A 23039-nucleotide genomic window follows, 5' to 3' on the forward strand; every position below is an offset into this window, starting at 1 on the left:
TAAGGTAGAGGCGACATGAAGAAGATTTCCGTGACATTGTCCTTGCGCGCCCGGTTGACGCTGGTCGTGGCGCTGCTGTCCCTGCTGACGTTCGCGGCGGTGGGCAGTGCCTGGTTCGTCCAGCGGGAAAGCCAGCGCACGGCGGGGCAGCTGTCGGCCATCGGGGTCCAGGCGAACTCCGAGGTCAAGAACGCATATATCTATGCCCAGCAGGCGGCCACCCAGGTCGACGGGGCGCTGGGCATCGCCAATGAAAAGCAGCGTCTCTGGGAACTGGGCCAGGCCGATCAGCTACTGAAGCGTTCTCGCGACAGCATGGCGTCCCTGAAGGCCTCGGGCGCCCTGGCCGGCTCGAATGGCGAGTCCCTGCAGCACATGCTGGACGCGTCTTTCAACGATTACTGGACTCAGGTCGAGCAGTTGCGCGATTTCGCGGCCAGGCAGGACGCCAAGGGTTTCGAGGCCCTGAAGCGCGGCCGCCTGCGCGGCGCGGCACGGGGCATGGACCGGGTATTCGGCCAGTTCGACAAATTCATCCAGGACCGAAGCTCGGCCTCGCGCGACGAACTGGCGCAGCTTTTCCATCGGGCCAATATCGGCCTGCTGGCGCTGCTGGCCGTGACCGTGGTGCTGGCACTGCTGGCCTACCGGACCCTGATCCGCACGGTGCTGCGGCCCTTGCAGGCCGTCGGGCGCCACCTGCAGCGCATCGCGGGCGGCGATCTGCGCGTGTCCATCGTGCCGCGGTCCAATGACGAGATCGGCGCCTTGCTGCGTGGCCTGAAGGCGATGCGCGACAGCCTGGAGACCATGATCTCCGGGGTGCGCGGCCGGATGGGGCGGATGGCCGGCGGCGCCCAGCGCATCGCAACGGGCAACCTGGACCTGAGCAGCCGCACGGACGAGCAGGCCGCGGCTCTGCAGCAGACGGCGGCCAGCATGGAGCAGCTCGCCAGTACGGTCAAGCAGAACGCCGACAATGCCCAGCAGGCCAACCAGCTGGCGCGTACCGCGTCCCAGGTGGCTTCGCGCGGCGGCGAGGTGGTGGGCGAGGTCGTCGCCACCATGGAAGGGATTTCCGGCAGTTCGCAGAAGATCGCCGACATCGTGGGCGTGATCGACAGCATCGCCTTCCAGACCAACATCCTGGCCCTGAACGCCGCGGTGGAAGCGGCCCGCGCTGGCGAGCAGGGGCGCGGCTTCGCCGTGGTCGCCGGAGAGGTCCGGGCATTGGCCCAGCGCTCGGCGAGCGCCGCCAAGGAAATCAAGACGCTGATCGAGGATTCCGTCAGCCGGGTCGGCGCGGGTTCGTCGCAGGTCCGGCGGGCGGGCGAGACGATGCGGGAAATCGTCGAGGCCGTCACCCGCGTGTCGGACATCATGAGCGAGATCACCGCCGCCACCATCGAGCAGTCTTCGGGTATCGACCAGATCAACCTGGCGGTCGCGCAGATGGACTCCGTCACCCAGCAGAACGCCCTGCTGGTGCAGCAGGCGGCGGAATCGGCCGGGTCGCTGGAGTCCCTGGCCGCCGAGGTCAACCAGGCGCTGGCGGTATTCCAGGTGGACGATCCCGCCGATGGCGATCACGGAACGCCGGTTCCATCGCCGATCGCGACTGCGCCGGCGATGGAACCCGCCGTGGCGGCCGAGTCCGATCCGGCTCCCGCCCCGGTTTCGGTGCCTGCCCGGACCGCCCGCCGGGATCGCCCGGATAGCACCACGGCGCCGCGGTTGCCCGTCGCGAGGACGGCCGCGTCGGCCGGTCAGGCGGCGCGCGAGGAAGAATGGGAGGAGTTCTGAACATGGGATCTTTCTTCGCGCGCTGGACGCCCGGGCGAGTTTCAGGCGGGGCGCCTCCGGGAGCCTGGCGGATGCGCCGGGTCGCGCTGGTAGTGTCGGTCTCGGTTTCGGCCGCGTTACTGTCCGCGTGCGCGTCCACCGGCGAATCCTTTCAGTCGGCGGGCCTGGATCGCATCGTGGTGGGCCGCACGACGATGGAGCAGGCGTCCAGCTACCTGGGTACCCACCCTGTGGACGTCTGGCGGCAGGGCGACACCACACTGGCCCGCTGGGCCTACAAGGCCACCGTCGCCACGGATGCCGTGTATTTCCGCCAGGAGGCCTGGCTGCGTTTCGGACCCGACGGCACGTTCCAGCGCATGGAAAATTCCGTCAACCTGCCGCTGAACCGCCATCCCAGGACGGCGGAGGAGGCCGATCGGGAAGCCAGGGCCGAGCAGGAGCGGATCGCGCGCCGGGCGGCCGCCACCCGGCCTGCGGTCCAGGCCGGAGCCGTGGAGGCGGTCGTGGAGGATGCCGGCGCCACGCCCGTCGCCGTGCCGGCCGCCGAGGCCATCCAGCCCGCGTCCCTGACCATCCCGCCACCCGCCGCGCCGGCCGCCAGGCCAGCTGTGAAACCGGCCGTGCAGGCCAAGCCGGCCCGGCCCGGCCAGTCCTCCAGGGCCGGCCGATCCGTCCGGGCGAAGACGCCCGTCGCTTCGGGCCAGGGCGCCGCATCCGTCGCCAACCCGCTGCTGCCGGCCGGCACGAGAGTCGTCCCCGGGGTCACCTATCCGGTGCGAAAGAGTGATCATTGAGGCATGCCGGGGTCGGTGACCCGTGCCCGGGCTTCCTTCCGCGCACGGCGGCCGTGGCCTACAGTCCCGCCAGGCTGCGCGCGATGCGGGCCATGGCTTGGTAGCCGCCCTCGAACAGGCCGGTCAGGAAGTCGCCGCTCTGGGGCAGTACGATGGCCAGCGTGACCAGGCCCGTGGTCAGAGAAATCGGGAAACCCACGGCGAACACCGACAGCTGTTGTGCCGTGCGGTTCAGGATTCCCAGCGACAGGTTGATCGTCAGCAGTACGATGACCAGCGGCAGTGCCAGCAGAATGCCGGAAATCCAGAGTTGGCTGCTCCAGTCGAGCAGCGCCCCCCAGCCGTCGGTCATCAGGGGCGCTCCCACGGGCAGCAGGTCGAAGGTGCGCACCAGCCCGTCGAGCATCAGCAGGTGACCGTTCACCGCCAGGAAGATCAGCATCGCCACCAGGTTGATCAGGCGCGACAGCACCGCCGTGTTGGCGCCGGTGGCCGGATCGAAGAACGAGGCGAAGGCCAGGCCCATCTGCAGGCCCACGAATTCGCCCGCCATCATCGTGGCGGTGAAGACCAGCCGCATGCACAGGCCCAGCGCCATTCCGATCAGCACCTGCTGCGCGGCGATCAGCAGCCCGCTCCAGGAGGCCGGCGTGACGTCCGGCATCGTGCCGATCAATGGCGCGGCGACCAGGGTGATGACGATGGACAGGCCGATCTTCACCCGCATGGGAACGGAGGACTCGCCCAGCACGGGCGCGATCGCCACCAGACCGGCGACGCGGAACAGGGGCCACAGCAGGCCGTTGATCCAGTCATAGAGCTGGCCGATCTGGAAGGAAATCATGGCCGCGGCGGCGCTACGCGGCCAGGCCCGGGATGGAGTCGAGCAGGGAGCGGATGTAGTCCACCATGGTGCTGAGCAGCCAGGGGCCAAGCAGCACCAGGGTGGCGCCCACGGTCAGCAGCTTGGGGATGAACGACAGCGTCATTTCGTTGATCTGCGTGGCCGCCTGGAAGATGCTGATGATCAGGCCCACGGCCAGGGTCATCAGCAGCAGCGGTCCGGCCATGATCAGGGCCACGCGCAGCGCCTGGTAGGTCATGGACATGACGGCTTCGGGGGTCATGCGGGCCTCCTATTGGTAGAAGCTGCGGGCCAGCGAGCCCAGCAGCAGGTGCCAGCCGTCGGCCAGCACGAACAGCATCAGCTTGAAGGGCAGCGAGATCGTCACCGGCGGTACCATCATCATTCCCAGCGCCATCAGCAGGCTGGCGACCACCAGGTCGATGATCAGGAAGGGAATGAAGATCGTGAAGCCGATCTGGAAGGCCGTCTTGAGCTCGCTCGTCACGAAGGCGGGTACCAGGATGCGCAGGGGGACGGCGCTCTGATCTTCCAGCGGACCGACGCCGGCCATTTCGGCGAACATCGCCAGGTCCGATTCCCGGGTCTGGCGCAGCATGAAGGCCTTGAGCGGCTGGCTGCCCCGGTCCAGCGCCTGCTCGAAGGAGATCTCGTCGCGCGACAGCGGCTGGTAGGCCTGGGCGTAGATCTGGTCGAAGACCGGCGACATCGTGAAGAAGGTCAGGAACAGGGCCAGGCCCACCAGAACCGAGTTGGGCGGCGAGACCCCGGTTCCCAGGGCGTTGCGCATCAGGCCCAGCACGATGATGATGCGGGTGAAACCCGTCATCATCAGCAGCGCCGCCGGCAGGAACGACAGCATGGTCAGCATGACCAGCGTCTGGACGCTGAGCGACCAGGTCTCCGAGCCGTTGGGGCCCGGCGTGGCGGTCAGGGCGGGCAGGGTGGCCTGCGCCAGGGCGCCGGCGGGCCAGGACAGGATCAGCGCCAAGCCGGCCAGCAGCCAGGGCGCCGATCGCGCGGCGTGCGGGGGGGAGGGGCTGCGCATCAGGATCCCGAGAGAGTCTTGCCGAGGGTCTCGGCGAAGCCCCCGGATGCGGCATCGCCAGCCCGGGGAGCGTCCGGCAGAGTATGCAGCAGGGTGATCTGCTGGGCGGTCACGCCCAGCACCAGGCGGGCGTCCTCGACCTGGACCAGAGCGATCGAACTGCGTGCCCCGAGGCTGAGCGTGCCGAGCACGCGCAGGCGGGCCGTTTGCGCGCGGCCCGGCAGCCAGCCGCCCCGGCGGGCCACCCAGGCCAGCATCAGCAGCAGGCCCAGGATGAACAGCAGGGCGAGGACGACGCGCAGGATCTGGTCCTGGTCCATGGCGGATCAGCGGCGGTTGTTCAGCCGCGCGATGCGGTCCGAAGGCGTGATGATGTCGGTGACGCGGATGCCGTATTTCTCGTCCACGACCACGACCTCGCCCTGGGCGATCAGGTAGCCGTTCACGTAGATGTCCATGGGTTCGCCGGCCAGGCCGTCGAGTTCCACCACCGAGCCCTGGCCCAGTTGCAGAATGTTCTTGATCGTCAGGCGCGTGCGGCCCAGTTCCACCGACAGCTGGACCGGGATGTCCATGATCATGTCGATGTCGCTGTCGCCTTCGGCGGATTGGCCGGACAGAGGCTGGAACACCTGGGCGGCGGCGGGTTGGGCCTCCACGGATGTCGCGGCGGTCTGTTCCGCCAGGGCAGCGGCCCAGTCGTCCTCCGCGCCCAGGCCGCTGGCCTGAGTGGGCTGGTCATGCGCGGACTGCTGTTCGGCCATGGCGGCGGCCCAGTCGTCCTCCACGGAACCACCGGATGCCTGACCCGGCAGGTTCGGGTCCTGGGTGTCGTCTTTGATGTCGCTCATTTTTTGGTGCGGGCTAGCAGTTTGTCGGAGTCGTCGGGCGAGGCGAGGACCTTGTGCACGCGCAGGGCATAACGGCCGTTGAAGGTGCCGTAGCCGCATTCCAGCACGGGGACGCCACCCACGCGGGCCGTGACGGCGGGGCGGATGTCCACCGGCAGTACGTCGCCCACGGCGAGATGCAGCAGTTCGGCGATGGACGTGTCGATCCGGGCGAATTCCACGGCCAGTTCGACCTCGGCGCTGCGGACCTCGCGCGAGAGCTGCTGGGTCCAGCGCTGGTCGATCGCGTCGGAGGCGGCCTGCTGAAGCGGACGCGAGAGCAGGTCGCGGATGGGTTCGAGCATGGAATAGGGCAGGCAGATGTTGAGCTTGCCCCCGGAGGCGCCGAGTTCGATGTTGAAGGAGGCCACCACCACGATATCGTTGCCCGAGCTGATGCTGGCGAACTTGGTATGCATTTCCGAGCGGAGGTATTCCAGCTCCAGCGGATAGACGGATTCCCAGGACTCGCGGTAGCAGTCCAGGGTCAGGCCCATGAGCCGGCGGATGATGCGCTGCTCGGTGTTGGTGAAGTCGCGGCCTTCGATGCGGGTGTTGTAGCGCCCGTGGCCGCCGAACAGGCTGTCGATGACCAGAAAGACCAGGTTCGGATCGTAGGTGAACAGGCCCGTGCCGCGCAGCGGCTTCAGGGCCACCATGTTCAGGTTGCTGGGGACGGGCAGGTTGCGTTCGAAATCCGAGTATTTCTGGATCTTGATCGCATTGACGGTGATGTCGGCGTTGCGGCGCATGAAGCCGAAGAACATCGAGCGCAGGCGGCGGGCGAAGCGTTCGTTGATCAGCTCCAGGGTTTGCATCCGGTGCCGCACGACGCGGTCGGGCGATCCCAGGTCGTAGGGGCGGACCCCGTCCTGGGCTTCGGCCGCAGCCTGCTGGCCCGAGGATTCCTCGCCGGTGACGCCTGCGAGCAGGGCATCGACTTCGTCCTGGGAGAGCATGCTCTGGTAGGCCATTACTGCACCACGAAGGCGGTGAAGAGCACGTCGGCGATCTGCGGGCCGGGAAGCTGCGCGGCGAACGGGCGCGTGAGCGCGGCCTTCAGGGCGTCGACCAGCGCCTGACGGCCCTCGGGCGTCTGGATGAGCGGCAACTGCTGCGCCGAAAGGACCTTGAGGATACGGTCGCGGACCTCGGGCATATAGTCCGTGATCTGCTTGCGCGAGGCGTCGTCGCCCAGGCGCAGGGTGATCGCGGTGTAGAGGATCCGGTTGCGGGTTTCACCGTACAGCGTGACCGTGAAGGGATCGAGTTCCGCGAAGATCGGCGCCGGGACCACCGGCGGCGCCGCGGGCGCCTGTGCCGGCTGTTCGGCTGTCGCGGCGGTTGCCGGGGCGCCGGGCGTGCTGTCCCTGCTCGTGAACCACATCGTTGCACCGACCGAGGCGCCTATGACGATGATGAGCAGAAGGATGAATTTGAGTAGCCTGAGCATGGTTCCGGATTAATGCGTCACGATGACTGAAGGGCAAAATGAAGCATTGTAATGCGGGTCCTGCCCAGGAAAGCGAAAGTGTTCACGCGAAGGTATCCACCAGCGCGTCCGGACGGGATGCGGCCCTGGGAGCCGCGGGCGTGGCCGGCAGGGAGGCGGCCTCCGCGGTCTGGCCGTCCAGGCTGAAGACGGCTCCGCCGTCCCGGGCCGATGGCGCCTGGCCCTGGGCATAAGCCTGCTGGCCAGGCTGCTGATCGCCGACGTCCGCCTGGCCCAGCGACAGGCCGGCCTGGGCCAGTTGCTGTTCCAGGTGGGGCAGTGCGTTTTCCAGGACGTGGCGCACATTGGCGTGCGGCGAGACGAAGGAAGCCTGGGCGATGGAATCGCCCACGTGCAGGGTGATGTGGATCGGTCCGAGTTCGGGCGGGTTGATGTGCATCTGCACGGTATGGCCCGTGCCGGTGAGGTTCTGGGTCAGCTGCAGGATCTGCCGGCTGAAATCCTGGGGCCACTGCGGGTTGGACAGCGGGGTGGACACGGCGACGGACGCCACCGCCGGGGCCGCGGCCGGCAGCAGGGAGGCGCCGGCAGGCGCGGCAGCCGAGGCCAGGGTGGCGTCGGATGTCGCGGCCTGGAGCGTTTCCAGGCCGGGGGCGGATCGGGCGCGGGCGGCAGACCCGGCGGCCGCCTGGGTTCCCGCGGCGGCCTGTGCCGCCAAGAAAGAATGGTCGGTGGCCTGCGGCTGGGCCTGGAGTGCGGCGAACCGTGCGCGGCCGGATTCCCGCGCGCCGGCCGGAACCGCCGTGTCCGCTTGCGGGGGGCCGCGGTCGGTGGCGGGCGCGGTGGCGGCGACCGCGTCGGTGCGCGGCGTGAGGATGCGGTCGTTCGTGCCGGCCTCGCCGGCCGTCTTCGTGTCCGGAGTGCCGTCGCGAGCATCGGCAGGCGCCCGCCCCGCGGCGTCGATCAGGGGATGCGCCGCGCGCGGATCGGCGGCGCCGGTCCGGCCGGCCGAGCCGGCATGGACCGGGCGGGTTTCGGCGGTGGGGATGGCGGCCTGCATCAGAGGCAGGGCGGCGCTGTTCAGGATCAGCGACAGGGTTTCGTCCGGTCCGATGGGTTCGTGCCGCTCGGGGGAGTCCGGGTCCGCACGGCCGCTGGCGTTTTCGGACCGGCGGGAGTCGGCCGGACGGGTGGCGCCGTCCCGCTGCTGCGACAGCACGTTCGAGAAAGCCGGGGTGTCCGTCGTGGCGGCATCCGTGCCGCGCACCGGGACGTCCGCGGGCGGCGGACTGGGACTGGTGACAGGAAGGACGGGCATGTTCATGGCGTGTGCGGATTCAATGCGGCTGTCGTGTGCGTCGGTACAGGCCGGCCGAGATCTCGTCGCTGGCGCGCTGTTCGCGGTGTTGCTCGCGGTATTGCGACTGGCGGACCTGGCGTGCCTTGAGGGTTTCGTAGGAGTTCAGACGGCGCTTTTCATCGTGCCATTGCTTGCGTCCCGCCTCGATGCGCACGTCGATCTGGGCGATGATCGTATTTTGCTGGGAAATGGCCTCGTCCAATGTGGCGATAAACTGCCTAAAGTTGTGGTAATTCGAGGCCGATACGCCCTGCTCGGTGGTGTTCTGCAGGCGTTTCGTGTAGTCGGTCCGGTAGCTGTCCAGGGTGTTCAGCTGGCCTTGGGCCTCGCGGCGTCGGGTGCCCAACTCGGACAGGTTCCGGCCAGCCTCGTCGAGCTTGTCCTGGGTCAGGCTGATCAGTACGTCCAGCGGTGTTTCATGGTTCATGGGCGGTCTCCCCCAGCACGCCGGCCAGCGCGGCCACGGCGGCGGCATAGTCCACCCGCACGTCGATGCCCTGCTGCAGATAGCCCTCCAGCCAGGGATGGCGTTCGATGGCCTGATCGATTTCCGGATCGTTGCCCGCGGTATAGGCGCCGACGGCGATCAGGTCGCGGTTGCGCTGATATCGGGACACCATGCGCTTGAACAGATGCACGTGGCGGAACTGGCTGTCGGGCACGATGGCGGACATGACCCGCGAGATCGAGGCCTCGATGTCGATGGCCGGGTAATGGCCGGATTCGGCCAGGCTGCGCGACAGCACGATGTGGCCGTCCAGGATGGCGCGGGCCGAGTCGGCGATCGGATCCTGCTGGTCGTCGCCCTCCGTCAGCACGGTGTAGAAGGCGGTGATGGATCCGGCCGACCGGTCGCCCTGGGGCGCGCCGTTGCCCGCGCGCTCCACCAGCGTCGGCAGCTTGGCGAACACGGAGGGCGGATAGCCCTTAGTGGCCGGTGGCTCGCCGATGGCCAGGGCGATCTCGCGCTGGGCCATGGCATAGCGCGTCAGGGAGTCCATGATCAGCAGCACGTGCTTGCCCTGGTCGCGGAAGAACTCCGCCAGCCGGGTGGCGTAGACCGCGCCTTGCAGGCGCAGCAGAGGCGAGACATCGGCCGGGGCGGCGACCACCACGGACCGGGCCAGGCCGTCGGCACCCAGGTTCAGTTCGATGAACTCCTTGACTTCGCGGCCCCGTTCGCCGATCAGTCCGACCACGATCACGTCGGCCTTGGTGTAGCGGGCCATCATGCCCAGCAGCACGCTCTTGCCCACCCCGGAGCCGGCGAACAGGCCCATGCGCTGGCCGCGGCCGACGGTCAGCAGGCCGTTGATGGCGCGCACGCCCACGTCCAGCACGGTGTCCACGGGAGCGCGGGTGAGCGGATTGATCTGCAGGGCCGTCAGGGGCGCCATGTCCAGGTCGGAAGGCAGGGGCTTGCCGTCCAGCGGCCGGCCCGCGCCGTCCAGGACACGGCCCAGCAGGGCGTTGCCGACCGGCAGGTGGCGTACCTGGTCCGTGATGATCGCGGCGGTTTCAGTCTGGGCGGCGGGGTCGTCGGGCAACGGGACCGGGTCCAGCCACAGGGTCTCGGCGGGCACGATGCGGGCGCCCGGGGGCAGGCCGGTGATGTCGCTTTGCGGCATCAGGAAGAGGGTATCGGCGTGAAAACCGACGACTTCGGCGTCGGCCCATCGGTCCTGGTCGGGAGAAACCTGGACCTTGCAGGCGGCGCCGACCGGCAGTTGCAGGCCGGTAGCCTCGAGCACCAGGCCGGTGGCGCGGGTCACGCGCCCCTGCCGGCTGGTCGGCTGGCGGGCGGAAACCCGCTGCTCGCAGATGGCGAGCTGCGCGCGCCAGCGCGCGCCGGGAGAGCACGCCGCGGTCTCGTCCGGGCTCATGGCTGTCCGTCCGGCTGGCCCAGCGCGGCGATGATGCGCCGCCAGCGAGTTTCCAGCGTGGCGTCCACGGACCCCAAGGCGGTTTCGGCGACGCAACCGCCGCGCGTGATGCTTTCGTCGGCGCTCAGGCGATAATGGGCCGGATCCGGAGTCTGCTGCAGGAAGGTCCGTACCAGATCGAGATCGTCGGGGTGCAGCCGCAGCCGCAGCGCGGCGCCTTGTTCGGGCCGGGCCTGCATGACTTCGCGGACCAGATCCAGGATGTGATTGGGATAGTCGCGGATATGAGTGCGCAGCACCTGTTCGGCGATGCGCACGGCCAGCTGGATGACGGACTGGCCGACCTCCTGCTCGATCCCTTCCAGCGCGGCCCCGCAGGCCTGGGCCAGGCTGTTCAGACGGGTGGCCTGCTCGCGGGCCAGGTCGGCGCCTTCGGCCAGCCCTTTCGCGCGACCCTGGGCATGACCTTCGGCCAGTCCTTGCGCCAGGCCCTGGGCATGGCCTTCGACCAGTCCTTGTTCCAGGCCCTGGGCGTGGCCTCCGCGGCGGCCCTGTTCGAAGCCTTCGGCGCGGCCTTGCGCCAGTCCTTCCTCGCGCGCCTCGGCGAGCGCCTGGGCGCGACGCTGCGCGAGTTCCGCCAGGTGACGTGGATCGCGGTCGCTGGCGCGACGGCCGAAGGGTTGCCTGAGCGCGTCCAGGGATTCCATTTCCCAGCGCTGCCAGCGGGCTCGCGTCGCCAGATCGATGGAAGGCCCGGACTTGTCAGACATACTCGTCGTTGCCCATCGACAGGTTGATCTGGCCGGCGTCGGCGAGCTTGCGCGCCACCATCAGGATGGCCTTCTGCTCGGTCTCGACGCGCGACATGCGCACCGGGCCCTGGGCGTCCAGGTCGTCGCGCAGGATCTCGGCCGCGCGATTGGACATGTTCTTGAAGAACTTGGCGCAGAGTTCCTCGCTGGCGCCTTTCAAGGCGATGGTCAGCGAAGCGGTGTCGATTTCCTTCAGGATGAGCTGGATGGCGGCATCCTCGACGTCAACCAGATTGTCGAACACGAACATCTCGTCGATGATGCGCTGCGCCAGGTCGGCGTCGATCTCGCGCAGGCTGCTGACCACGGCTTCTTCTTCGGCCGTGTTCATGAAGTTCAGGATCTCGGCGGCGGTGCGCACCCCGCCCATCTTCGAGCGCTTGGCGCCCTGGCCGGACAGGACCTCGTTGAGCACTTCGGTCAGTTCGTGCAGCGCGGACGGTTGCACCCCGCCGAAGGTGGCGATGCGCATCATCACGTCGTTGCGCACGCGCTCGTTGAGCAGCCCCAGGATGGCGGAGGAGCGGTCGCGCTCCAGGTGGACCAGGATGGTGGCGATGATCTGCGGATGCTCGTCGGCGATCAGTTCGGCGACGTTGACCGGTTCCAGCCAGTTCAGCGCGTCGATGCCCGAGCCCGTGCCTTCGCCGGCTTCCAGGATATCCTCGATCAGGCCGGCGGCGCGGTCGGTGCCCAGCGCTTTGGTCAGGACGGAGCGGATGTAGTCGTCCGATCCCAGGGTGACGGCCATGAACTGGTCGGCTTCGCGGCGGAAATCCTCCAGGACCTGGTCGACGTCGGAGCGCGTGACCTGCTTGAGGTTGGCCATGGCCGAGCCGATTTGCTGGACTTCGCGCGAGGACAGGTACTTGAAGACCTCGGCCGCCGAGTCCTCTCCGAGGGACATCATCAGGATGGCGCAGCGGGTCAGGTCATTGTCAGGGTTTGGCATTCTTGGGATCCATCCATGAACGCAGCACCATGGCGACGGCGCGCGGATCGCGCTGGGCCAGATGGCGGGCGGTGTCCAGGTTTTCCTCGTAGCGGTTCATCTCCGAGACGCGCAGTTCATCCTGGCGGCGCTGTTCGCGCATGGTTTCCAGGTGGGCCTCGTTCTTGGCGCGTTCGACCTGGGCGTTGGCGAAGCCCTGGATGATGGGCCGCACGACCGAGCGCCAGAGGAAGAACAGGACGGCCAGGATCAGGAGAACCTTGAGGGCCTGCAGGGCAAGGCCACGGTATTCCGGATTTTCCCAGGGCTTGAACCTGGGTTCGGAATCGGTGAAGGCGCTGTTGACCACGCTGAGGGTGTCGCCGCGGTCGGCCGAATAACCCATGGCCTGTTTGACCAGGGCGTTGATGTCGTCCATTTCGGTCGATTCCAGCGGAGCTGGCTCGCCGTCCTTGTCGCGATAGTTGACCACCACGGCCACGGACAGGCGCTGCAGCGTGCCCAGTTCGTGCTTGACGTGGCTGATCGTGCGGTCGACTTCGTAGTTGATGGTGGCGTCGTTGCGCATGGCGCCCTGGCCCTGGCGGGCCGCGCCGGTGGCGGGCGCGCCATTGATCGTGGCGGGGCCGCCGGCCTGGGTCGCGGCGCTCTGGGCGCCGGCCGCCTGAGCCTGCGCGCCCTGTGCGGGCGGGGTGGCGGGCGCCGTCTGGAGCGGGGCGGTGGCGTTGGCTGGAGGTTCGTTGGACAGGGCGCCAGGGACGCCTGCGGGTGGCAGCATGCCGTTCTGCGCCGAGTCGCTGGTCTGCTTGCTGCGGATGGCGGCCGTGCCGGGCGTTTCGTTGGGGCGATAGACCTCGGAGGTTTGCTCGCGTTGGGAGAAATCCACGGCGGCGCTGACCTGGGCGCGCACATTGCCGGGGCCGACGATCGGGTTGAGCAGGGTCAGGATGCGCTGGGCCGTGCGCTGCTCGATATCGTTGATGAAGTTGCGCCGGGTGTTGTCCATGCCCGCCTCGCCGCCCGGCGAGGACATCAGGTGGCCATCCTGGTCGACGATGGAGACGGATTCGGCATTGAGTTTGGGCACACTGGAGGACACCAGCCAGGCGATCGCCGAGACCTGGGACTCGCTCAGAGTGCGGGAAGGATAGAGCGTCAGCAGCACCGAGGCGGTGGGAGACTCGCGTTCGCGCACGAACAAGGACTGGCGCGGGATGGCGAGGTGCACGCGGGCGGACTTGACCGGTTGCAGGGCCTCGATGGAGCGGGCGAGTTCGCCTTCTAGGGCACGCTGGTAGGTGATCTGCTCGGAGAACTGGCTGGCGCCGAATTTTGGCTCGTCCAGCAGTTCGAAGCCTACGCTGCCCCCGCGCGGCAGGCCCTGCTCGGCCAGTTGCAGGCGCAGCGCGTAGACCTGGTCGGCGGGCACCAGAATGGTGGCGCCGTTGTCGGCGAACTTGTAGGGGACATTGCGCTGGTTGAGGACCGAGACGATGGCGCCGCCATCGCGCGCTTCCACGTTCGAGAACAGGGCGCGGTATTCCGGCTCGCGGATCCACAGGGTGGCGACGACGAGCAGGGCCATGATCGCGGCGCCCAGGCCAAGCAGCACCGGCCGGGGCAGGGCCGTCAGCCGCGCCAGGGCGGGGTTGCGGTTCATCCAGTCGGTAATGGGGTTCATCGGATGGAAATTGCAGAGGAGGCCGCCAGGGCGCGCCCGGGCCAGAAACCGACGGTCTGGATGATGTGCATGCTGTTACGGCAGAATAATGGGATGTTGGCGGCCATTATGGCGGTGATTCGCATTCCGGCAAGCCCTGAAAAACCACGTTTTTGGGGCTTAGTTAGGATGATCCGCCTTGCCCGCGCATGAGTTCGGCAAACCGGGGAAGTGTCCGTTCTTATCCCCGCTATTGCGGGGCTTGCCGGTTCGGGGCAGGCCGTATAGTACGTTGTCGGTCCGCCGTGTCATCGGCGGCCGGTGTTCCCGCCTTTTTTCCGAGCCGTCCTCCATGATGACATCCCAGGCCCTCGCCAGCGTCGAAAACCTGCTTGCCCAGATGCGTGCCGTGGCACGCGAATCCCAGGGGCTGTCGACGCGGCCGGTCGTGTCAGCCGAGGGCGGCGACGGTTTCGCCGCCGAGCTGGCCCGTTCCCTGGACCGCGTGTCCCATGCGCAGAATGCCGCCAATACCCAGGCGCAGGCCTTTGAAATGGGCGACCCCGACATTTCCCTGAGCAATGTGATGATCGACCTGCAGAAGGCCGGCCTGGCGTTCCAGGCGTCGGTGCAGGTCCGCAACCACCTGGTGGACGCCTACAAGGAAATCGCCAATATGGCGGTCTGACGATTCCGGATCGGCCCTTCCCCGCAGGGGGCCGGACGACGCGAATCGCGGATACCCGTCGGAAGTTTGCCAGGCGGGTTTTTCATATGCGTGGTATCAGGGTCAGGGCGCCGGAGGCGGGACGGCCGGCGGGGACGCCTCCTCGTCGGAGGCGCGCCGCACGACGCCGCCCTCGGTGTCCAGGGCGTACAGCCAGGCCAGCAGTTCGGCGATCGCGACGTAGAGCCTGGGAGGGATGTGCGAGTCCAGGTCCACCTGCATCAGCAGGCCGACCAGTTCCGGCGATTCATGCACGTACAGGCCGTGCTCGCGCGCGGTGCGCACGATGGTATCGGCCAGCGTGCCGTAGCCCTTGGCCACGACCCGGGGCGCGGAGTCCGTCGGGTCGTAGGAGACGGCGACGGCGCTGGGGCGGTGGGGGTCAGGATGCGGCGATTTCATTTTCCCGGGAGTCCGGCGGAGGGGTGTCGGGGTTGTCGTCCCGGGTCTGGACGGACAGTTGGCTGGCCTGCAGCCCTTGCGCCAGCAGGCGGGCGCGCAGCGGTTCGATGGCCTGTCCCAGCCGTTCGGCGGACTGGGGCGCCGTCAGCCGCATGACCAGCTGGTCGCCGGACAGGCTGAGGCGCGCCTGGACGTTTCCCAGGGTCGGCAGGTGCAGATTCAGACGGGTGGACCAATGTTCTTCCTGGAAGTCACGGTCCCCCTCGTCGTCCTGCGGCCGGCGGCGGACTTCCCATTGCATGTCGGCGCCCGGCCAGGCTTCACCCTGCCAGATGAAGGCCTGATTGGCCAGGACTTCGAGCTGCTGGCGGACCAGCAACTGGGCCTGCGGATCGATGCCCGGGACGGATGCGGCATGGGTCTGGCCGGCCGCCGCATGGGTCTGCGCGGTTTCGGGGCCGGCACCGCCCGTCGTGGCCGGCGCGCCGGGCGCGGGGGCGGGGGCGGCTTGCTGGGGGTTCTGGGTCGCGCCCCCGGAGGCGGCGGGCCGGGGTGGGATGCGGCCCTGGGGTTCCTGCCGCAGATCCTGGGGCGTGGTCTTACCCGTGGCCAGTTGCGCGAGATGGGATTCGTAGAACAGGCCGCTCGTCTGCACGGATTGCGACAGAGCCTGGGCGAATCGGGCTGCCAGAGCACCGGGTTGTCTCAGGGATGTGGCGAGCTGGGCCCAGGTCTGGGCGACCCCGCCCGCCTGGGCGGACGGGGTGCCGGGTGATGGAGCGCCCGCGCTGCCGGGCAGGCCGGCGGCATTGCCGCCCGCGGCCGGGCCGCCGCCGTTGCCGGGCAGCAGCGGCGATTGCCCTCGCATGGCCTGGCCGTCGTGGGGGAACTGGTTCAGCAGGGCGAGGATGATACGGGCGGCGTAGCCCAGAGTGGTCGGGGCTGACTGGGTGGAGTTGTGAAAGGTCGTGCCACGGCCCAGCAGGTTGTCCAGCCGCATGTCCCGCACGGCCTTGCCGACGGCGGCCTGCTGGCGGCCCTGCTGGCTGGCCTGATCGACCGCTTCCCGGGGGTGGCGTTGAGCCGGATTCTGCAGCGCGCTGGGGTTTTCGGGGTTGGCCGGTTGAGGAACGGCCTGAGGTCCCGCCCCGGAGGCGATGTTGGCCTGCTGGCCCAGCGTGGTGCCCAGCACGGCGTCCAGGCGCTGGATCAGCAGCGTGCCTAGGTTGGAGGGGGCCCCGATGCTCATGGCGGCGTGATTCCTGGGTGGGGGCGGAGAGCCCTAGTGCGGGCGGACCGTGCTGTAGTAGGCTTGCAGAACGGTGCGCTGGCGCTTGAACGTGCCCAGCAGGTGGCTCAGACGCTCGAGCTCGGGCGAAATCAGCTGGCGGATCCGGGCATCGTCATCCAGGATGCGGGTGAGCAGTTCGCGCCGGGCGTTCTTCTGGTCGTCGTCCAGCGGGTCCAGCGTTTTCAACCGCTCGACCGCTTCCTGGTAGCGGGCGCCGAGTGCCACCAGTTCGTCCCATTCCTGAGTCTGGGCCTTGGTCAGCATCTGGCCGGACAAGTCGGCGATTTCCTGGTAGCGCTCGAGGATGGAGGCGTGCGGCGTGCTCAATGGCGGGATTCCGGTCAGTGGCTGGGGGGAGGATCGCCGAACTGGGGGTCGACGGCCGTGTGCCAGGCGCCGGCCAGGTCGATCAGCATTTTTTCGGCCGTATCGAGCTTGGCTTCGTCGCTGTGCAGGTTGGCCTGCATCAGGTCGCGGATGATGATCTCGTAGGATGCGATCAGCAGGCGGGCGACTTCGCCGCCGCGTTCGGTGTCCACGCCCGCCTTCAGGCCCGAGTCCACGATGTCGATGGCCTTGGACAGGGCCTTGCCGCGTTCCTGGATGTTGCCATTGCGCAGATGGTGGCGGGCCTGGGCGATGGCTGTCAGCGCGCCCCGGAACAGCAGCGAGATCAGGCGCTCGGGCGAGGCGCCGAGTACTTCGGTCTCGAGCCCGATGTTGGTGTAGGAGCCGGTGGCGCGGGCGGAGCGGGAACGGGGGGCGTAGGTCATGGCGGTTTAGCTGCTCTTGCTGCCGCTCAGCGCGCTGAGCTGCTGCGACAGGTAGCTGCTGAGCGAGTTCATCTGGCTGACCATGGCGTCCAACTGGGTGAACTGGGCGCGGTAAGTCTCCATGCGCTGGTCGATGCGGTCGGACGTTGCGTCGTACTGTTTCTTGATGTCGGAGATGGTCTTGTTCAGGCCGTCGGTGGTGGTGCTGAAGATCCCGCCGGTCTTGGTGAAGGCATCGGCGGCGGCATCCACCCGGCCACCGATGCCGGTGCCGCTGGTGAATAGGGACTTCACGCCGTCGGGGTTCTCGGACAGCGCCTTGGCGAGCTTGTCGTTGTCGATCTTCAGTTCGCCGGTCTTGGGGTCCGTCGTGATGCCGATCTTCGACAGATTGGTATTGCTGGCGGGATCGAATGCCCCGGAAATCGCGTCGCGCATGCGGGTCTGCACCGAACGGGCGAGCGAGTCGCCGGTCAGGGCGGACGAGGTCTTGGCATCGGTGTTGTAGGCGGTCAGCGTCTTGATCGTGCCCAGCAGGCTGTTGTAGGACGAGACGAAATCCTGGACCGCTTTCTGGGCGACGCTGTCGTCGCGGGTCAGGGTCAGGTTGGCGGCGCTGGCCGTGGTCTGGTTCAGTGTCAGCTTGACGCCGTCGATCACGTTTTCGATGGTGTTGCTCTGGCTGGTGACGGCGATGCCGTTGATGGTCAGTTCGGCGTTGGAAGCATCCTGGACCGTGACGCCCGCCGTGGAGCCGCCGCCCGCATAGCCCAGGAAGGCGTCCAGGTCGGCGTTGCCGTCGACCGTGATGTTGGTGACGGCGTTCTGCTCGCCGGTCTGGCGACTGGTCAGCAGCAGGCGGTACTGGCTGCCGGGCGTGCCGTCATTGACGATGGTGGCGTTCACTCCGATGTCGGAGTCGGCGTTGATGGCGGCCACCAGGTCGTTCAGGGACGTACCCTTGCCGCTCAGGTCGATGGATTTTTCCGTGCCGTCGATGGTGATCTTCAGGGTGCCATCGGTGCCGATGCCGGTGGTGCGGTCGGCCCGGCCGGCGTAGACCAGTGTCTGGGCCGAGGCGAGTTTGTCGACCTGGATGGAGTACTGGCCCGGGATGGCCGAGCTGCCGGCCGTCGCGGAAAAAGCGTCCGAGCCGGATTTCACGGCGAGCGCCCCGAAGGCGTCCGCCTTGCCGACGGCCTGCGCGGCCTTCTGGAGGGACGCGACGGCGTCTTTCAGCTTGCTGTAGGCGGAGAGTTTGGCCTCCGCCGCCGTCTGCCGGCTCTTGATGGTGTTCAGAACCTGGCTTTCATTGGTTTTCAGCTTGTCGAGCAGGTCCGTGAGCGGCAGGCCGGACAGACCGAGGGAAGAGACTGATGCCATGATGTGATTCTCCGTTTAGCCATTATGCCCCGGTTCGGCGGCGGCAAAGACGATGTGTGGGGTGAGATTTCGTTTTAGATTCGTGGATCAGGCCTGGGTGTCCACGCCGGAGCCCTGGAGCTGGACAATCATTTTCGCGACTCGCAGGACGGCTTCGGAAGGGATCGTGCGCAGAACCTCGCCGGTCGTGCTGTCCACGATCGAGACGACCAGTCGCTGGGCTTCCTCGTCCATCTCGAAGCGCATGCCGGTGGACCAGGCCTTGAGGCTGTCGTTGACGGATTCGAGGGCTTTTTCCAGAGAGGATTTCGGCGGCTCGATCGGCTGTCGCAGGCCGAGTTCACGCGAATCGGCATGCTTTCCGAAGCGGCTGGACTGGGCGTCGTCGACGGGCGTGACCTGGGCGGCGGGATCGGACTGGGCCGGCAAGCGCTCGGACACGGGAGCCGCCAGACCCAGGCTGGAGGATGCCAATTGGTTTCCAATGGGGTGAATCATGCGTGCTCCTGTCCGGGTGTGCTTGTTCTGTTCAGGAAGCGCCCGGGACATATCCTCCGGATCGGGCGGATCCTGGATTTTCACTCTGGCATAACGGCGGGATCCGGGAAAACTTTAGGAACGATGTTCCGGGAACTCCGGAAACAATGCCCCGGGGCCAGGCCGGCAAAGGCCAGGCAGGGGACTTTGCGGAGGAAATTCACGGGGGAAAGCCATGTTGCTTGGGAAAACATCCGGGGCGTTCATGATGCATACTTGCATCTCATAATGTGTTTCACGGATTGTGCGATGCCTCTTTCCGAGGACCAGTTGATCGCCCGCCATGCGCCGCTCGTGCGTCGGCAGGCCCTGGCGCTGATCGGCAAATTGCCGGCCAGCGTCGAACTCGACGACCTGATGCAGGCCGGCATGATGGGGCTGCTGGATGCGGTGCGGCGCTACCAGCAGCAGGCCGACGCGCAATTCGAGACCTACGCGGTCACCCGCATCCGTGGCGCCATGCTGGATGAATTGCGCAGTCAAGACTGGCTGCCGCGCAGCGTGCGCGCCAAGGCGCGCGGCATCGAGGACGCCATCCGGACGCTGCGCCATCGCCTGCTGCGCCCGGCGACCGAGACCGAGATCGCCGAGGAAATGGGCATGAGCCTGGCCAGCTATCAGACGCTGCTCGAAGAGGCGCATGGTGTCCAGGTGCTGATGTACGAAGACCTGGCTCTGCACCGGGAAGATCGCGACGGCGAGGGTGTGCTGGACGCGGTTGCGGGTGGCCAGGGCGGCAATCCCCTGGACTGGCTGATGCGCGAGGGCCTGCGGTCGGTGCTGATCGAGGCGATCCGCAATCTGCCGGAACGCGAGCAACTGCTGCTGTCGCTGCAGTTCGAGCAGGATCTGAACCAGAAGGAAATCGCCGCCGTCCTGGAAATCACCGAAGGGCGCGTGTCCCAGTTGCGATCCCAGGCCGTGGCGCGCATCCGCGCTTGGCTGGCCAGCCACTCCTGGGAACCTGACGCCGATACCGACGATTACGAACATCTTTTGTGAGAGGGCTGTCCGGGCTGCTCGGCGTCTTGCGCGCGTAAAAAGATTCATTTAACATATATCTTATACGGCACAGGCTGCCGGATCACAATGGCGAGGGAACCTCATCATGAATATCGATCGTTTCAAGCACCAGCACGTCGAAATCCTCGGCGGCATCAGTTTGCTGCGCCGACTATCCCACCAGGGGATCGCCGATCACGCCGTGGACATCGCCCATGAACTGAAGACCCTGGCCCAGGTCGTCACCCAGCACCTGGCCATCGAGGACCGGATTCTGTATCCATCACTGGAACAAAGCGGCGACGACCGCATGGCGCGCATGAGCGTGGCCTACCAGAACGATATGAAAGGCATTGCCAGCGCCTTCATCAATTTCGCCCGCCGTTGGGGCAATGCCACGCTGTTGACGCGCAGTCCGGAAGACTTCCGCGCCGAGGCCAACATGGTGCTGAAAAACGTGCACGATCGGATGCTGCGCGAGAACCGCGAGTTCTACCCGGCTATCGAGGCGCTGTAGACCCGTATCCGGAGGCGGGTCGATCCGGTCTGGGACTTTGGGGGCGTGGCCTGCCGGCCTTCCCCCCCGGAGGGACCGGGCAAGTGCCTGATCGGTCAGGGACCGCGCACAAGGACGCGTAGTTGACGGTATCAAAACGCATATAATGGCCGGCTAGTTTCCCCCCAGCGGCCAAACGAATGAAAACCTCCGAGATCCGTCAGAAATTCCTGTCCTTTTTCGAGTCCAAGGGACACCAGGTCGTTCCTTCCTCGCCGCTGGTGCCGGGCAACGACCCGACGCTGCTGTTCACCAACGCCGGCATGGTCCAGTTCAAGGACGTCTTCACCGGCAAGGACACCCGGCCTTATCACCGGGCGACCACCGCGCAGCGCTGCGTGCGCGCGGGGGGCAAGCACAATGATCTGGAAAATGTCGGCTACACCGCCCGGCACCATACTTTCTTCGAGATGCTGGGCAACTTCAGCTTCGGGGACTATTTCAAGCGCGACGCCATCACGTACGCCTGGACCCTTCTGACCGAGGTCTACGGCCTGCCCAAGGAAAAGTTGTGGGTCACCGTCTACCAGGAAGACGACGAGGCTTACGACATCTGGGCGCAGGAAATCGGGGTGCCCCGCGAACGCATCATCCGCATCGGCGACAACAAGGGCGCGCGCTACGCCTCGGACAACTTCTGGCAGATGGCCGACACAGGTCCTTGCGGTCCCTGTTCCGAGATCTTCTACGACCACGGCCCGGAGATCTGGGGCGGCCCCCCGGGATCGCCCGAAGAGGACGGCGATCGCTACATCGAGATCTGGAATCTGGTGTTCATGCAGTTCGAGCGCGACGCCCAGGGCACGATGCGCCCGCTGCCCAAGCCCTGCGTGGACACCGGCATGGGTCTGGAGCGCATCTCCGCCGTGCTGCAGCACGTCCACTCCAATTATGAGATCGACCTGTTCCAGAACCTGATCCGCACCGCGGCGCGCGAGACCGGCTGCACGGATCTGGCCGACAATTCCCTGAAAGTCATCGCCGATCACATCCGTGCCTGCGGTTTCCTGGTGGTCGATGGCGTGATTCCCGGCAACGAGGGGCGCGGCTACGTGCTGCGCCGCATCATCCGGCGTGCCCTGCGGCACGGGCACAAGCTGGGCCAGAAGGGCCTGTTCTTCCACCGGCTGGTGGCCGACCTGGTCGGGCAGATGGGCGATGCCTATCCCGAACTGGCCGCCCAGCAGGCCCGGGTCGAGCAGGTGCTGCGCCAGGAAGAGGAACGCTTCGGCGAGACCCTGGAAAACGGCATGCGCATCCTGGAATCCGCCCTGGCGGCCCTGCCGGCCGGTCAGGCGCTGGACGGCCAGACGCTGTTCACCCTCTACGACACCTACGGCTTTCCGGTCGATCTGACGGCCGATATCTGCCGCGAGCGCTCCATTCCCGCCGATCTGGACGGTTTCGAACAGGCGATGGCGCATCAGCGCGAGCAGGCGCGCGCCGCCGGCAAATTCAAGGCGTCGGCCGATCTCAGCTACGATGGCGTGGCAACGCGCTTCGACGGCTACGACCATCTGGAAGGCCAGGCCGCCGTCACGGCGTTGTACGTGGACGGCGTTTCGGTGCGGTCGATCGCGCAGGGCCAGCAGGCCGTGGTGGTGCTGGACTCGACGCCGTTCTATGCCGAATCCGGCGGCCAGGTGGGCGACACCGGCCTGCTGGTCGGCGCGGCGGCCCGATTCCAGGTGGCGGACACTCAGAAGATCCAGGCCGATGTTTTTGGCCACCACGGTGTTCTGGAGCAGGGCGCCCTGGCCGTGGGCGACACGGTGCGTGCGCAAGTCGACGCCCGGCGCCGCGCCGACACGATGCGCAATCATTCGGCCACCCACCTGATGCACAAGGCCCTGCGCCAGGTGCTGGGCGGCCATGTGCAGCAGCGCGGTTCCCTGGTCGATCCGGACAAGACCCGCTTCGACTTCGCGCATGATGCGCCCATGACGGCCGAACAGATCGCGCAGGTGGAAGTCATCGTCAACGACGAAGTCCTGGCCAACCAGGCGGTGCGGACGCAGCACATGGCCTACGACGAGGCCGTGGCCGGCGGGGCGATGGCCTTGTTCGGCGAGAAATACGGCGATGTGGTGCGGGTGCTGGACATCGGCTTCTCGCGCGAACTGTGCGGCGGCACCCACGTGGCACGTACAGGCGACATCGGCCTGTTCAAGATCGTGTCCGAGGGCGGCGTGGCCGCCGGCATCCGCCGGGTCGAGGCCATCACCGGCCGCAACGCCCTGGCCTGGGTGCAGCGGACCCGCGAGACGCTGGACCAGGCGGCCGGGCTGCTCAAGACCCAGCCCGTCGAAGTGCCGGACCGCATCCAGGCTCTGCAGCAGCAGACGCGCCAGATCGAGCGCGAGCTCGAACGTCTGCAGGACAAACTGGCCGCTGCCGCGGGTTCCGACCTGGCCGGTCAGGCCGTGGACGTCGCCGGGGCGAAGCTGCTGGCGGTGCGGCTGGCGGGCGTGGACCCCAAGGCGCTGCGCGGCATGGTCGATCAGCTCAAGTCGAAACTGCCCGGCGCGGTGATCCTGCTGGCCGCCGTGGCGGACGACAAGATCAGCCTGGTGGCCGGCGTCAGTCCCGAGTTGACGGCGCGGGTCAAGGCTGGCGATCTGGTGGGTTCCATTGCCGCCCAGGTGGGTGGCAAGGGTGGCGGCCGTCCGGACATGGCCATGGGCGGCGGCTCCGACGTGGCATCGCTGGACGGCGCACTGGCCGGGGTGCGGGCCTGGGTGGCCGACCGGTTGGGATGAGTCCGGACACAGGGCAGTCCCCGCGGGCTTGTCCTGTGCCTGACGAGTCGGAGCGCCTTGCACGGAGCGCCGTGGAGGGTGTGGTG

25 protein-coding genes are annotated in these 23039 nt (G+C 67.4%); 6 read left to right on the top strand and 19 right to left on the bottom strand.

Annotated elements, in window-relative coordinates:
- Positions 1–15 precede the first annotated feature (15 nt).
- Positions 16–1803 carry a methyl-accepting chemotaxis protein gene (locus tag ACTPOE_RS01640; RefSeq protein WP_458870453.1) on the top strand — a complete coding sequence of 596 codons (1788 nt, stop codon included), beginning with the start codon at positions 16–18 and terminating at the stop codon, positions 1801–1803.
- 2 nt (positions 1804–1805) lie between these two features.
- A complete protein-coding gene (locus tag ACTPOE_RS01645) occupies positions 1806–2600 on the top strand; it encodes a hypothetical protein (protein ID WP_458870455.1) in 795 nt (264 codons plus the stop codon).
- A gap of 58 nt (positions 2601–2658) precedes the next feature.
- On the opposite strand, the gene fliR is transcribed toward ACTPOE_RS01645, so the two are convergent.
- From fliR to fliF, 13 genes are all read right to left on the bottom strand, one after another.
- Positions 2659–3444 (bottom strand): flagellar biosynthetic protein FliR, encoded by a 786-nt coding sequence (gene fliR / locus ACTPOE_RS01650; protein WP_458870456.1) that lies wholly within the window; start codon positions 3442–3444, stop codon positions 2659–2661.
- A gap of 13 nt (positions 3445–3457) precedes the next feature.
- Positions 3458–3727 (bottom strand): flagellar biosynthesis protein FliQ, encoded by a 270-nt coding sequence (gene fliQ / locus ACTPOE_RS01655; RefSeq protein ID WP_458870457.1) that lies wholly within the window; start codon positions 3725–3727, stop codon positions 3458–3460.
- Between the two features lie 9 nt (positions 3728–3736).
- On the bottom strand, positions 3737–4513 hold the full coding sequence (fliP, locus tag ACTPOE_RS01660; protein ID WP_458870458.1) for a flagellar type III secretion system pore protein FliP: 777 nt from the start codon (positions 4511–4513) through the stop codon (positions 3737–3739).
- Positions 4513–4833 (bottom strand): flagellar biosynthetic protein FliO, encoded by a 321-nt coding sequence (fliO, locus tag ACTPOE_RS01665; protein ID WP_458870459.1) that lies wholly within the window; start codon positions 4831–4833, stop codon positions 4513–4515. Before fliO ends, fliP begins: the two co-directional genes overlap by 1 nt.
- Before the next feature lie 6 nt (positions 4834–4839).
- A complete protein-coding gene (fliN, locus tag ACTPOE_RS01670; protein WP_458870460.1) occupies positions 4840–5364 on the bottom strand; it encodes a flagellar motor switch protein FliN in 525 nt (174 codons plus the stop codon).
- Positions 5361–6377, bottom strand: coding sequence for a flagellar motor switch protein FliM (fliM, locus tag ACTPOE_RS01675; protein ID WP_458870461.1), 1017 nt, complete (start codon positions 6375–6377; stop codon positions 5361–5363). Before fliM ends, fliN begins: the two co-directional genes overlap by 4 nt.
- Positions 6377–6856, bottom strand: coding sequence for a flagellar basal body-associated FliL family protein (locus ACTPOE_RS01680; RefSeq protein WP_458870462.1), 480 nt, complete (start codon positions 6854–6856; stop codon positions 6377–6379). The genes fliM and ACTPOE_RS01680 overlap by 1 nt, the downstream gene beginning before the upstream one ends.
- 82 nt (positions 6857–6938) lie before the next feature.
- Positions 6939–8180, bottom strand: coding sequence for a flagellar hook-length control protein FliK (locus tag ACTPOE_RS01685; protein ID WP_458870463.1), 1242 nt, complete (start codon positions 8178–8180; stop codon positions 6939–6941).
- A 13-nt stretch (positions 8181–8193) separates the two neighbouring features.
- Positions 8194–8643 (bottom strand): flagellar export protein FliJ, encoded by a 450-nt coding sequence (gene fliJ, locus ACTPOE_RS01690; RefSeq protein ID WP_458870464.1) that lies wholly within the window; start codon positions 8641–8643, stop codon positions 8194–8196.
- Positions 8633–10099, bottom strand: coding sequence for a flagellar protein export ATPase FliI (fliI, locus tag ACTPOE_RS01695; RefSeq protein ID WP_458870466.1), 1467 nt, complete (start codon positions 10097–10099; stop codon positions 8633–8635). The genes fliJ and fliI overlap by 11 nt, the downstream gene beginning before the upstream one ends.
- The gene (gene fliH / locus ACTPOE_RS01700; RefSeq protein WP_458870468.1) at positions 10096–10869 is read right to left on the bottom strand and encodes a flagellar assembly protein FliH; all 774 of its coding nucleotides are present in this window, start codon (positions 10867–10869) and stop codon (positions 10096–10098) included. The genes fliI and fliH overlap by 4 nt, the downstream gene beginning before the upstream one ends.
- Complete coding sequence (gene fliG / locus ACTPOE_RS01705; RefSeq protein WP_458870469.1) at positions 10862–11863, bottom strand: flagellar motor switch protein FliG; 1002 nt, start codon at positions 11861–11863, stop codon at positions 10862–10864. Before fliG ends, fliH begins: the two co-directional genes overlap by 8 nt.
- Positions 11850–13544, bottom strand: coding sequence for a flagellar basal-body MS-ring/collar protein FliF (gene fliF / locus ACTPOE_RS01710; protein WP_458870470.1), 1695 nt, complete (start codon positions 13542–13544; stop codon positions 11850–11852). Before fliF ends, fliG begins: the two co-directional genes overlap by 14 nt.
- 334 nt (positions 13545–13878) lie before the next feature.
- Here fliF and fliE point away from each other — a divergent pair, with 334 nt between their 5' ends.
- The gene (gene fliE / locus ACTPOE_RS01715) at positions 13879–14211 is read left to right on the top strand and encodes a flagellar hook-basal body complex protein FliE (protein WP_458872726.1); all 333 of its coding nucleotides are present in this window, start codon (positions 13879–13881) and stop codon (positions 14209–14211) included.
- A 102-nt stretch (positions 14212–14313) separates the two neighbouring features.
- Here the strand turns inward: fliE and ACTPOE_RS01720 are convergent, their stop codons facing one another.
- From ACTPOE_RS01720 to ACTPOE_RS01745, 6 genes are all read right to left on the bottom strand, one after another.
- Positions 14314–14652, bottom strand: a complete 339-nt coding sequence (locus ACTPOE_RS01720; RefSeq protein ID WP_458870471.1) for an EscU/YscU/HrcU family type III secretion system export apparatus switch protein — start codon at positions 14650–14652, stop codon at positions 14314–14316.
- On the bottom strand, positions 14633–15901 hold the full coding sequence (fliK, locus tag ACTPOE_RS01725) for a flagellar hook-length control protein FliK (RefSeq protein WP_458870472.1): 1269 nt from the start codon (positions 15899–15901) through the stop codon (positions 14633–14635). The genes ACTPOE_RS01720 and fliK overlap by 20 nt, the downstream gene beginning before the upstream one ends.
- 33 nt (positions 15902–15934) lie before the next feature.
- Positions 15935–16270: a flagellar protein FliT gene (locus ACTPOE_RS01730; RefSeq protein WP_458870473.1), complete on the bottom strand. Its 336-nt coding sequence runs from the start codon at positions 16268–16270 to the stop codon at positions 15935–15937.
- Between the two features lie 14 nt (positions 16271–16284).
- Positions 16285–16716: a flagellar export chaperone FliS gene (gene fliS / locus ACTPOE_RS01735; RefSeq protein WP_458870474.1), complete on the bottom strand. Its 432-nt coding sequence runs from the start codon at positions 16714–16716 to the stop codon at positions 16285–16287.
- Between the two features lie 6 nt (positions 16717–16722).
- Positions 16723–18099 carry a flagellar filament capping protein FliD gene (fliD, locus tag ACTPOE_RS01740; protein WP_458870475.1) on the bottom strand — a complete coding sequence of 459 codons (1377 nt, stop codon included), beginning with the start codon at positions 18097–18099 and terminating at the stop codon, positions 16723–16725.
- An 87-nt stretch (positions 18100–18186) separates the two neighbouring features.
- The gene (locus tag ACTPOE_RS01745; RefSeq protein WP_458870476.1) at positions 18187–18573 is read right to left on the bottom strand and encodes a flagellar protein FlaG; all 387 of its coding nucleotides are present in this window, start codon (positions 18571–18573) and stop codon (positions 18187–18189) included.
- A gap of 312 nt (positions 18574–18885) precedes the next feature.
- On the opposite strand from ACTPOE_RS01745, the gene ACTPOE_RS01750 reads away from it, so the two are divergent.
- The 3 genes from ACTPOE_RS01750 to alaS all read left to right on the top strand — a co-directional run bounded on the left by ACTPOE_RS01750 (position 18886) and on the right by alaS (position 22953).
- On the top strand, positions 18886–19638 hold the full coding sequence (locus ACTPOE_RS01750) for an RNA polymerase sigma factor FliA (protein WP_458870477.1): 753 nt from the start codon (positions 18886–18888) through the stop codon (positions 19636–19638).
- Between the two features lie 106 nt (positions 19639–19744).
- Positions 19745–20155, top strand: a complete 411-nt coding sequence (locus ACTPOE_RS01755) for a hemerythrin domain-containing protein (protein WP_458870478.1) — start codon at positions 19745–19747, stop codon at positions 20153–20155.
- Positions 20156–20334: 179 nt separating this feature from the next.
- Entirely contained in the window at positions 20335–22953 is a 2619-nt protein-coding gene (gene alaS / locus ACTPOE_RS01760) for an alanine--tRNA ligase (protein ID WP_458870479.1), read from the top strand.
- Positions 22954–23039: the final 86 nt, after the last annotated feature.

Source organism: Castellaniella sp. WN, assembly GCF_054457555.1.

What these genes read in the sequence shown, in the direction of transcription:
- ACTPOE_RS01640 (WP_458870453.1), top strand. Translation starts at nt 16, where the DNA reads ATGAAGAAGATTTCCGTGACATTGTCCTTGCGCGCCCGGTTGACGCTG.
- ACTPOE_RS01645 (WP_458870455.1), top strand. Translation starts at nt 1,806, where the DNA reads ATGGGATCTTTCTTCGCGCGCTGGACGCCCGGGCGAGTTTCAGGCGGG.
- fliR (WP_458870456.1), bottom strand. Translation starts at nt 3,444, where the DNA reads ATGATTTCCTTCCAGATCGGCCAGCTCTATGACTGGATCAACGGCCTG.
- fliQ (WP_458870457.1), bottom strand. Translation starts at nt 3,727, where the DNA reads ATGACCCCCGAAGCCGTCATGTCCATGACCTACCAGGCGCTGCGCGTG.
- fliP (WP_458870458.1), bottom strand. Translation starts at nt 4,513, where the DNA reads ATGCGCAGCCCCTCCCCCCCGCACGCCGCGCGATCGGCGCCCTGGCTG.
- fliO (WP_458870459.1), bottom strand. Translation starts at nt 4,833, where the DNA reads ATGGACCAGGACCAGATCCTGCGCGTCGTCCTCGCCCTGCTGTTCATC.
- fliN (WP_458870460.1), bottom strand. Translation starts at nt 5,364, where the DNA reads ATGAGCGACATCAAAGACGACACCCAGGACCCGAACCTGCCGGGTCAG.
- fliM (WP_458870461.1), bottom strand. Translation starts at nt 6,377, where the DNA reads ATGGCCTACCAGAGCATGCTCTCCCAGGACGAAGTCGATGCCCTGCTC.
- ACTPOE_RS01680 (WP_458870462.1), bottom strand. Translation starts at nt 6,856, where the DNA reads ATGCTCAGGCTACTCAAATTCATCCTTCTGCTCATCATCGTCATAGGC.
- ACTPOE_RS01685 (WP_458870463.1), bottom strand. Translation starts at nt 8,180, where the DNA reads ATGAACATGCCCGTCCTTCCTGTCACCAGTCCCAGTCCGCCGCCCGCG.
- fliJ (WP_458870464.1), bottom strand. Translation starts at nt 8,643, where the DNA reads ATGAACCATGAAACACCGCTGGACGTACTGATCAGCCTGACCCAGGAC.
- fliI (WP_458870466.1), bottom strand. Translation starts at nt 10,099, where the DNA reads ATGAGCCCGGACGAGACCGCGGCGTGCTCTCCCGGCGCGCGCTGGCGC.
- fliH (WP_458870468.1), bottom strand. Translation starts at nt 10,869, where the DNA reads ATGTCTGACAAGTCCGGGCCTTCCATCGATCTGGCGACGCGAGCCCGC.
- fliG (WP_458870469.1), bottom strand. Translation starts at nt 11,863, where the DNA reads ATGCCAAACCCTGACAATGACCTGACCCGCTGCGCCATCCTGATGATG.
- fliF (WP_458870470.1), bottom strand. Translation starts at nt 13,544, where the DNA reads ATGAACCCCATTACCGACTGGATGAACCGCAACCCCGCCCTGGCGCGG.
- fliE (WP_458872726.1), top strand. Translation starts at nt 13,879, where the DNA reads ATGACATCCCAGGCCCTCGCCAGCGTCGAAAACCTGCTTGCCCAGATG.
- ACTPOE_RS01720 (WP_458870471.1), bottom strand. Translation starts at nt 14,652, where the DNA reads ATGAAATCGCCGCATCCTGACCCCCACCGCCCCAGCGCCGTCGCCGTC.
- fliK (WP_458870472.1), bottom strand. Translation starts at nt 15,901, where the DNA reads ATGAGCATCGGGGCCCCCTCCAACCTAGGCACGCTGCTGATCCAGCGC.
- fliS (WP_458870474.1), bottom strand. Translation starts at nt 16,716, where the DNA reads ATGACCTACGCCCCCCGTTCCCGCTCCGCCCGCGCCACCGGCTCCTAC.
- fliD (WP_458870475.1), bottom strand. Translation starts at nt 18,099, where the DNA reads ATGGCATCAGTCTCTTCCCTCGGTCTGTCCGGCCTGCCGCTCACGGAC.
- ACTPOE_RS01750 (WP_458870477.1), top strand. Translation starts at nt 18,886, where the DNA reads ATGCCTCTTTCCGAGGACCAGTTGATCGCCCGCCATGCGCCGCTCGTG.
- ACTPOE_RS01755 (WP_458870478.1), top strand. Translation starts at nt 19,745, where the DNA reads ATGAATATCGATCGTTTCAAGCACCAGCACGTCGAAATCCTCGGCGGC.
- alaS (WP_458870479.1), top strand. Translation starts at nt 20,335, where the DNA reads ATGAAAACCTCCGAGATCCGTCAGAAATTCCTGTCCTTTTTCGAGTCC.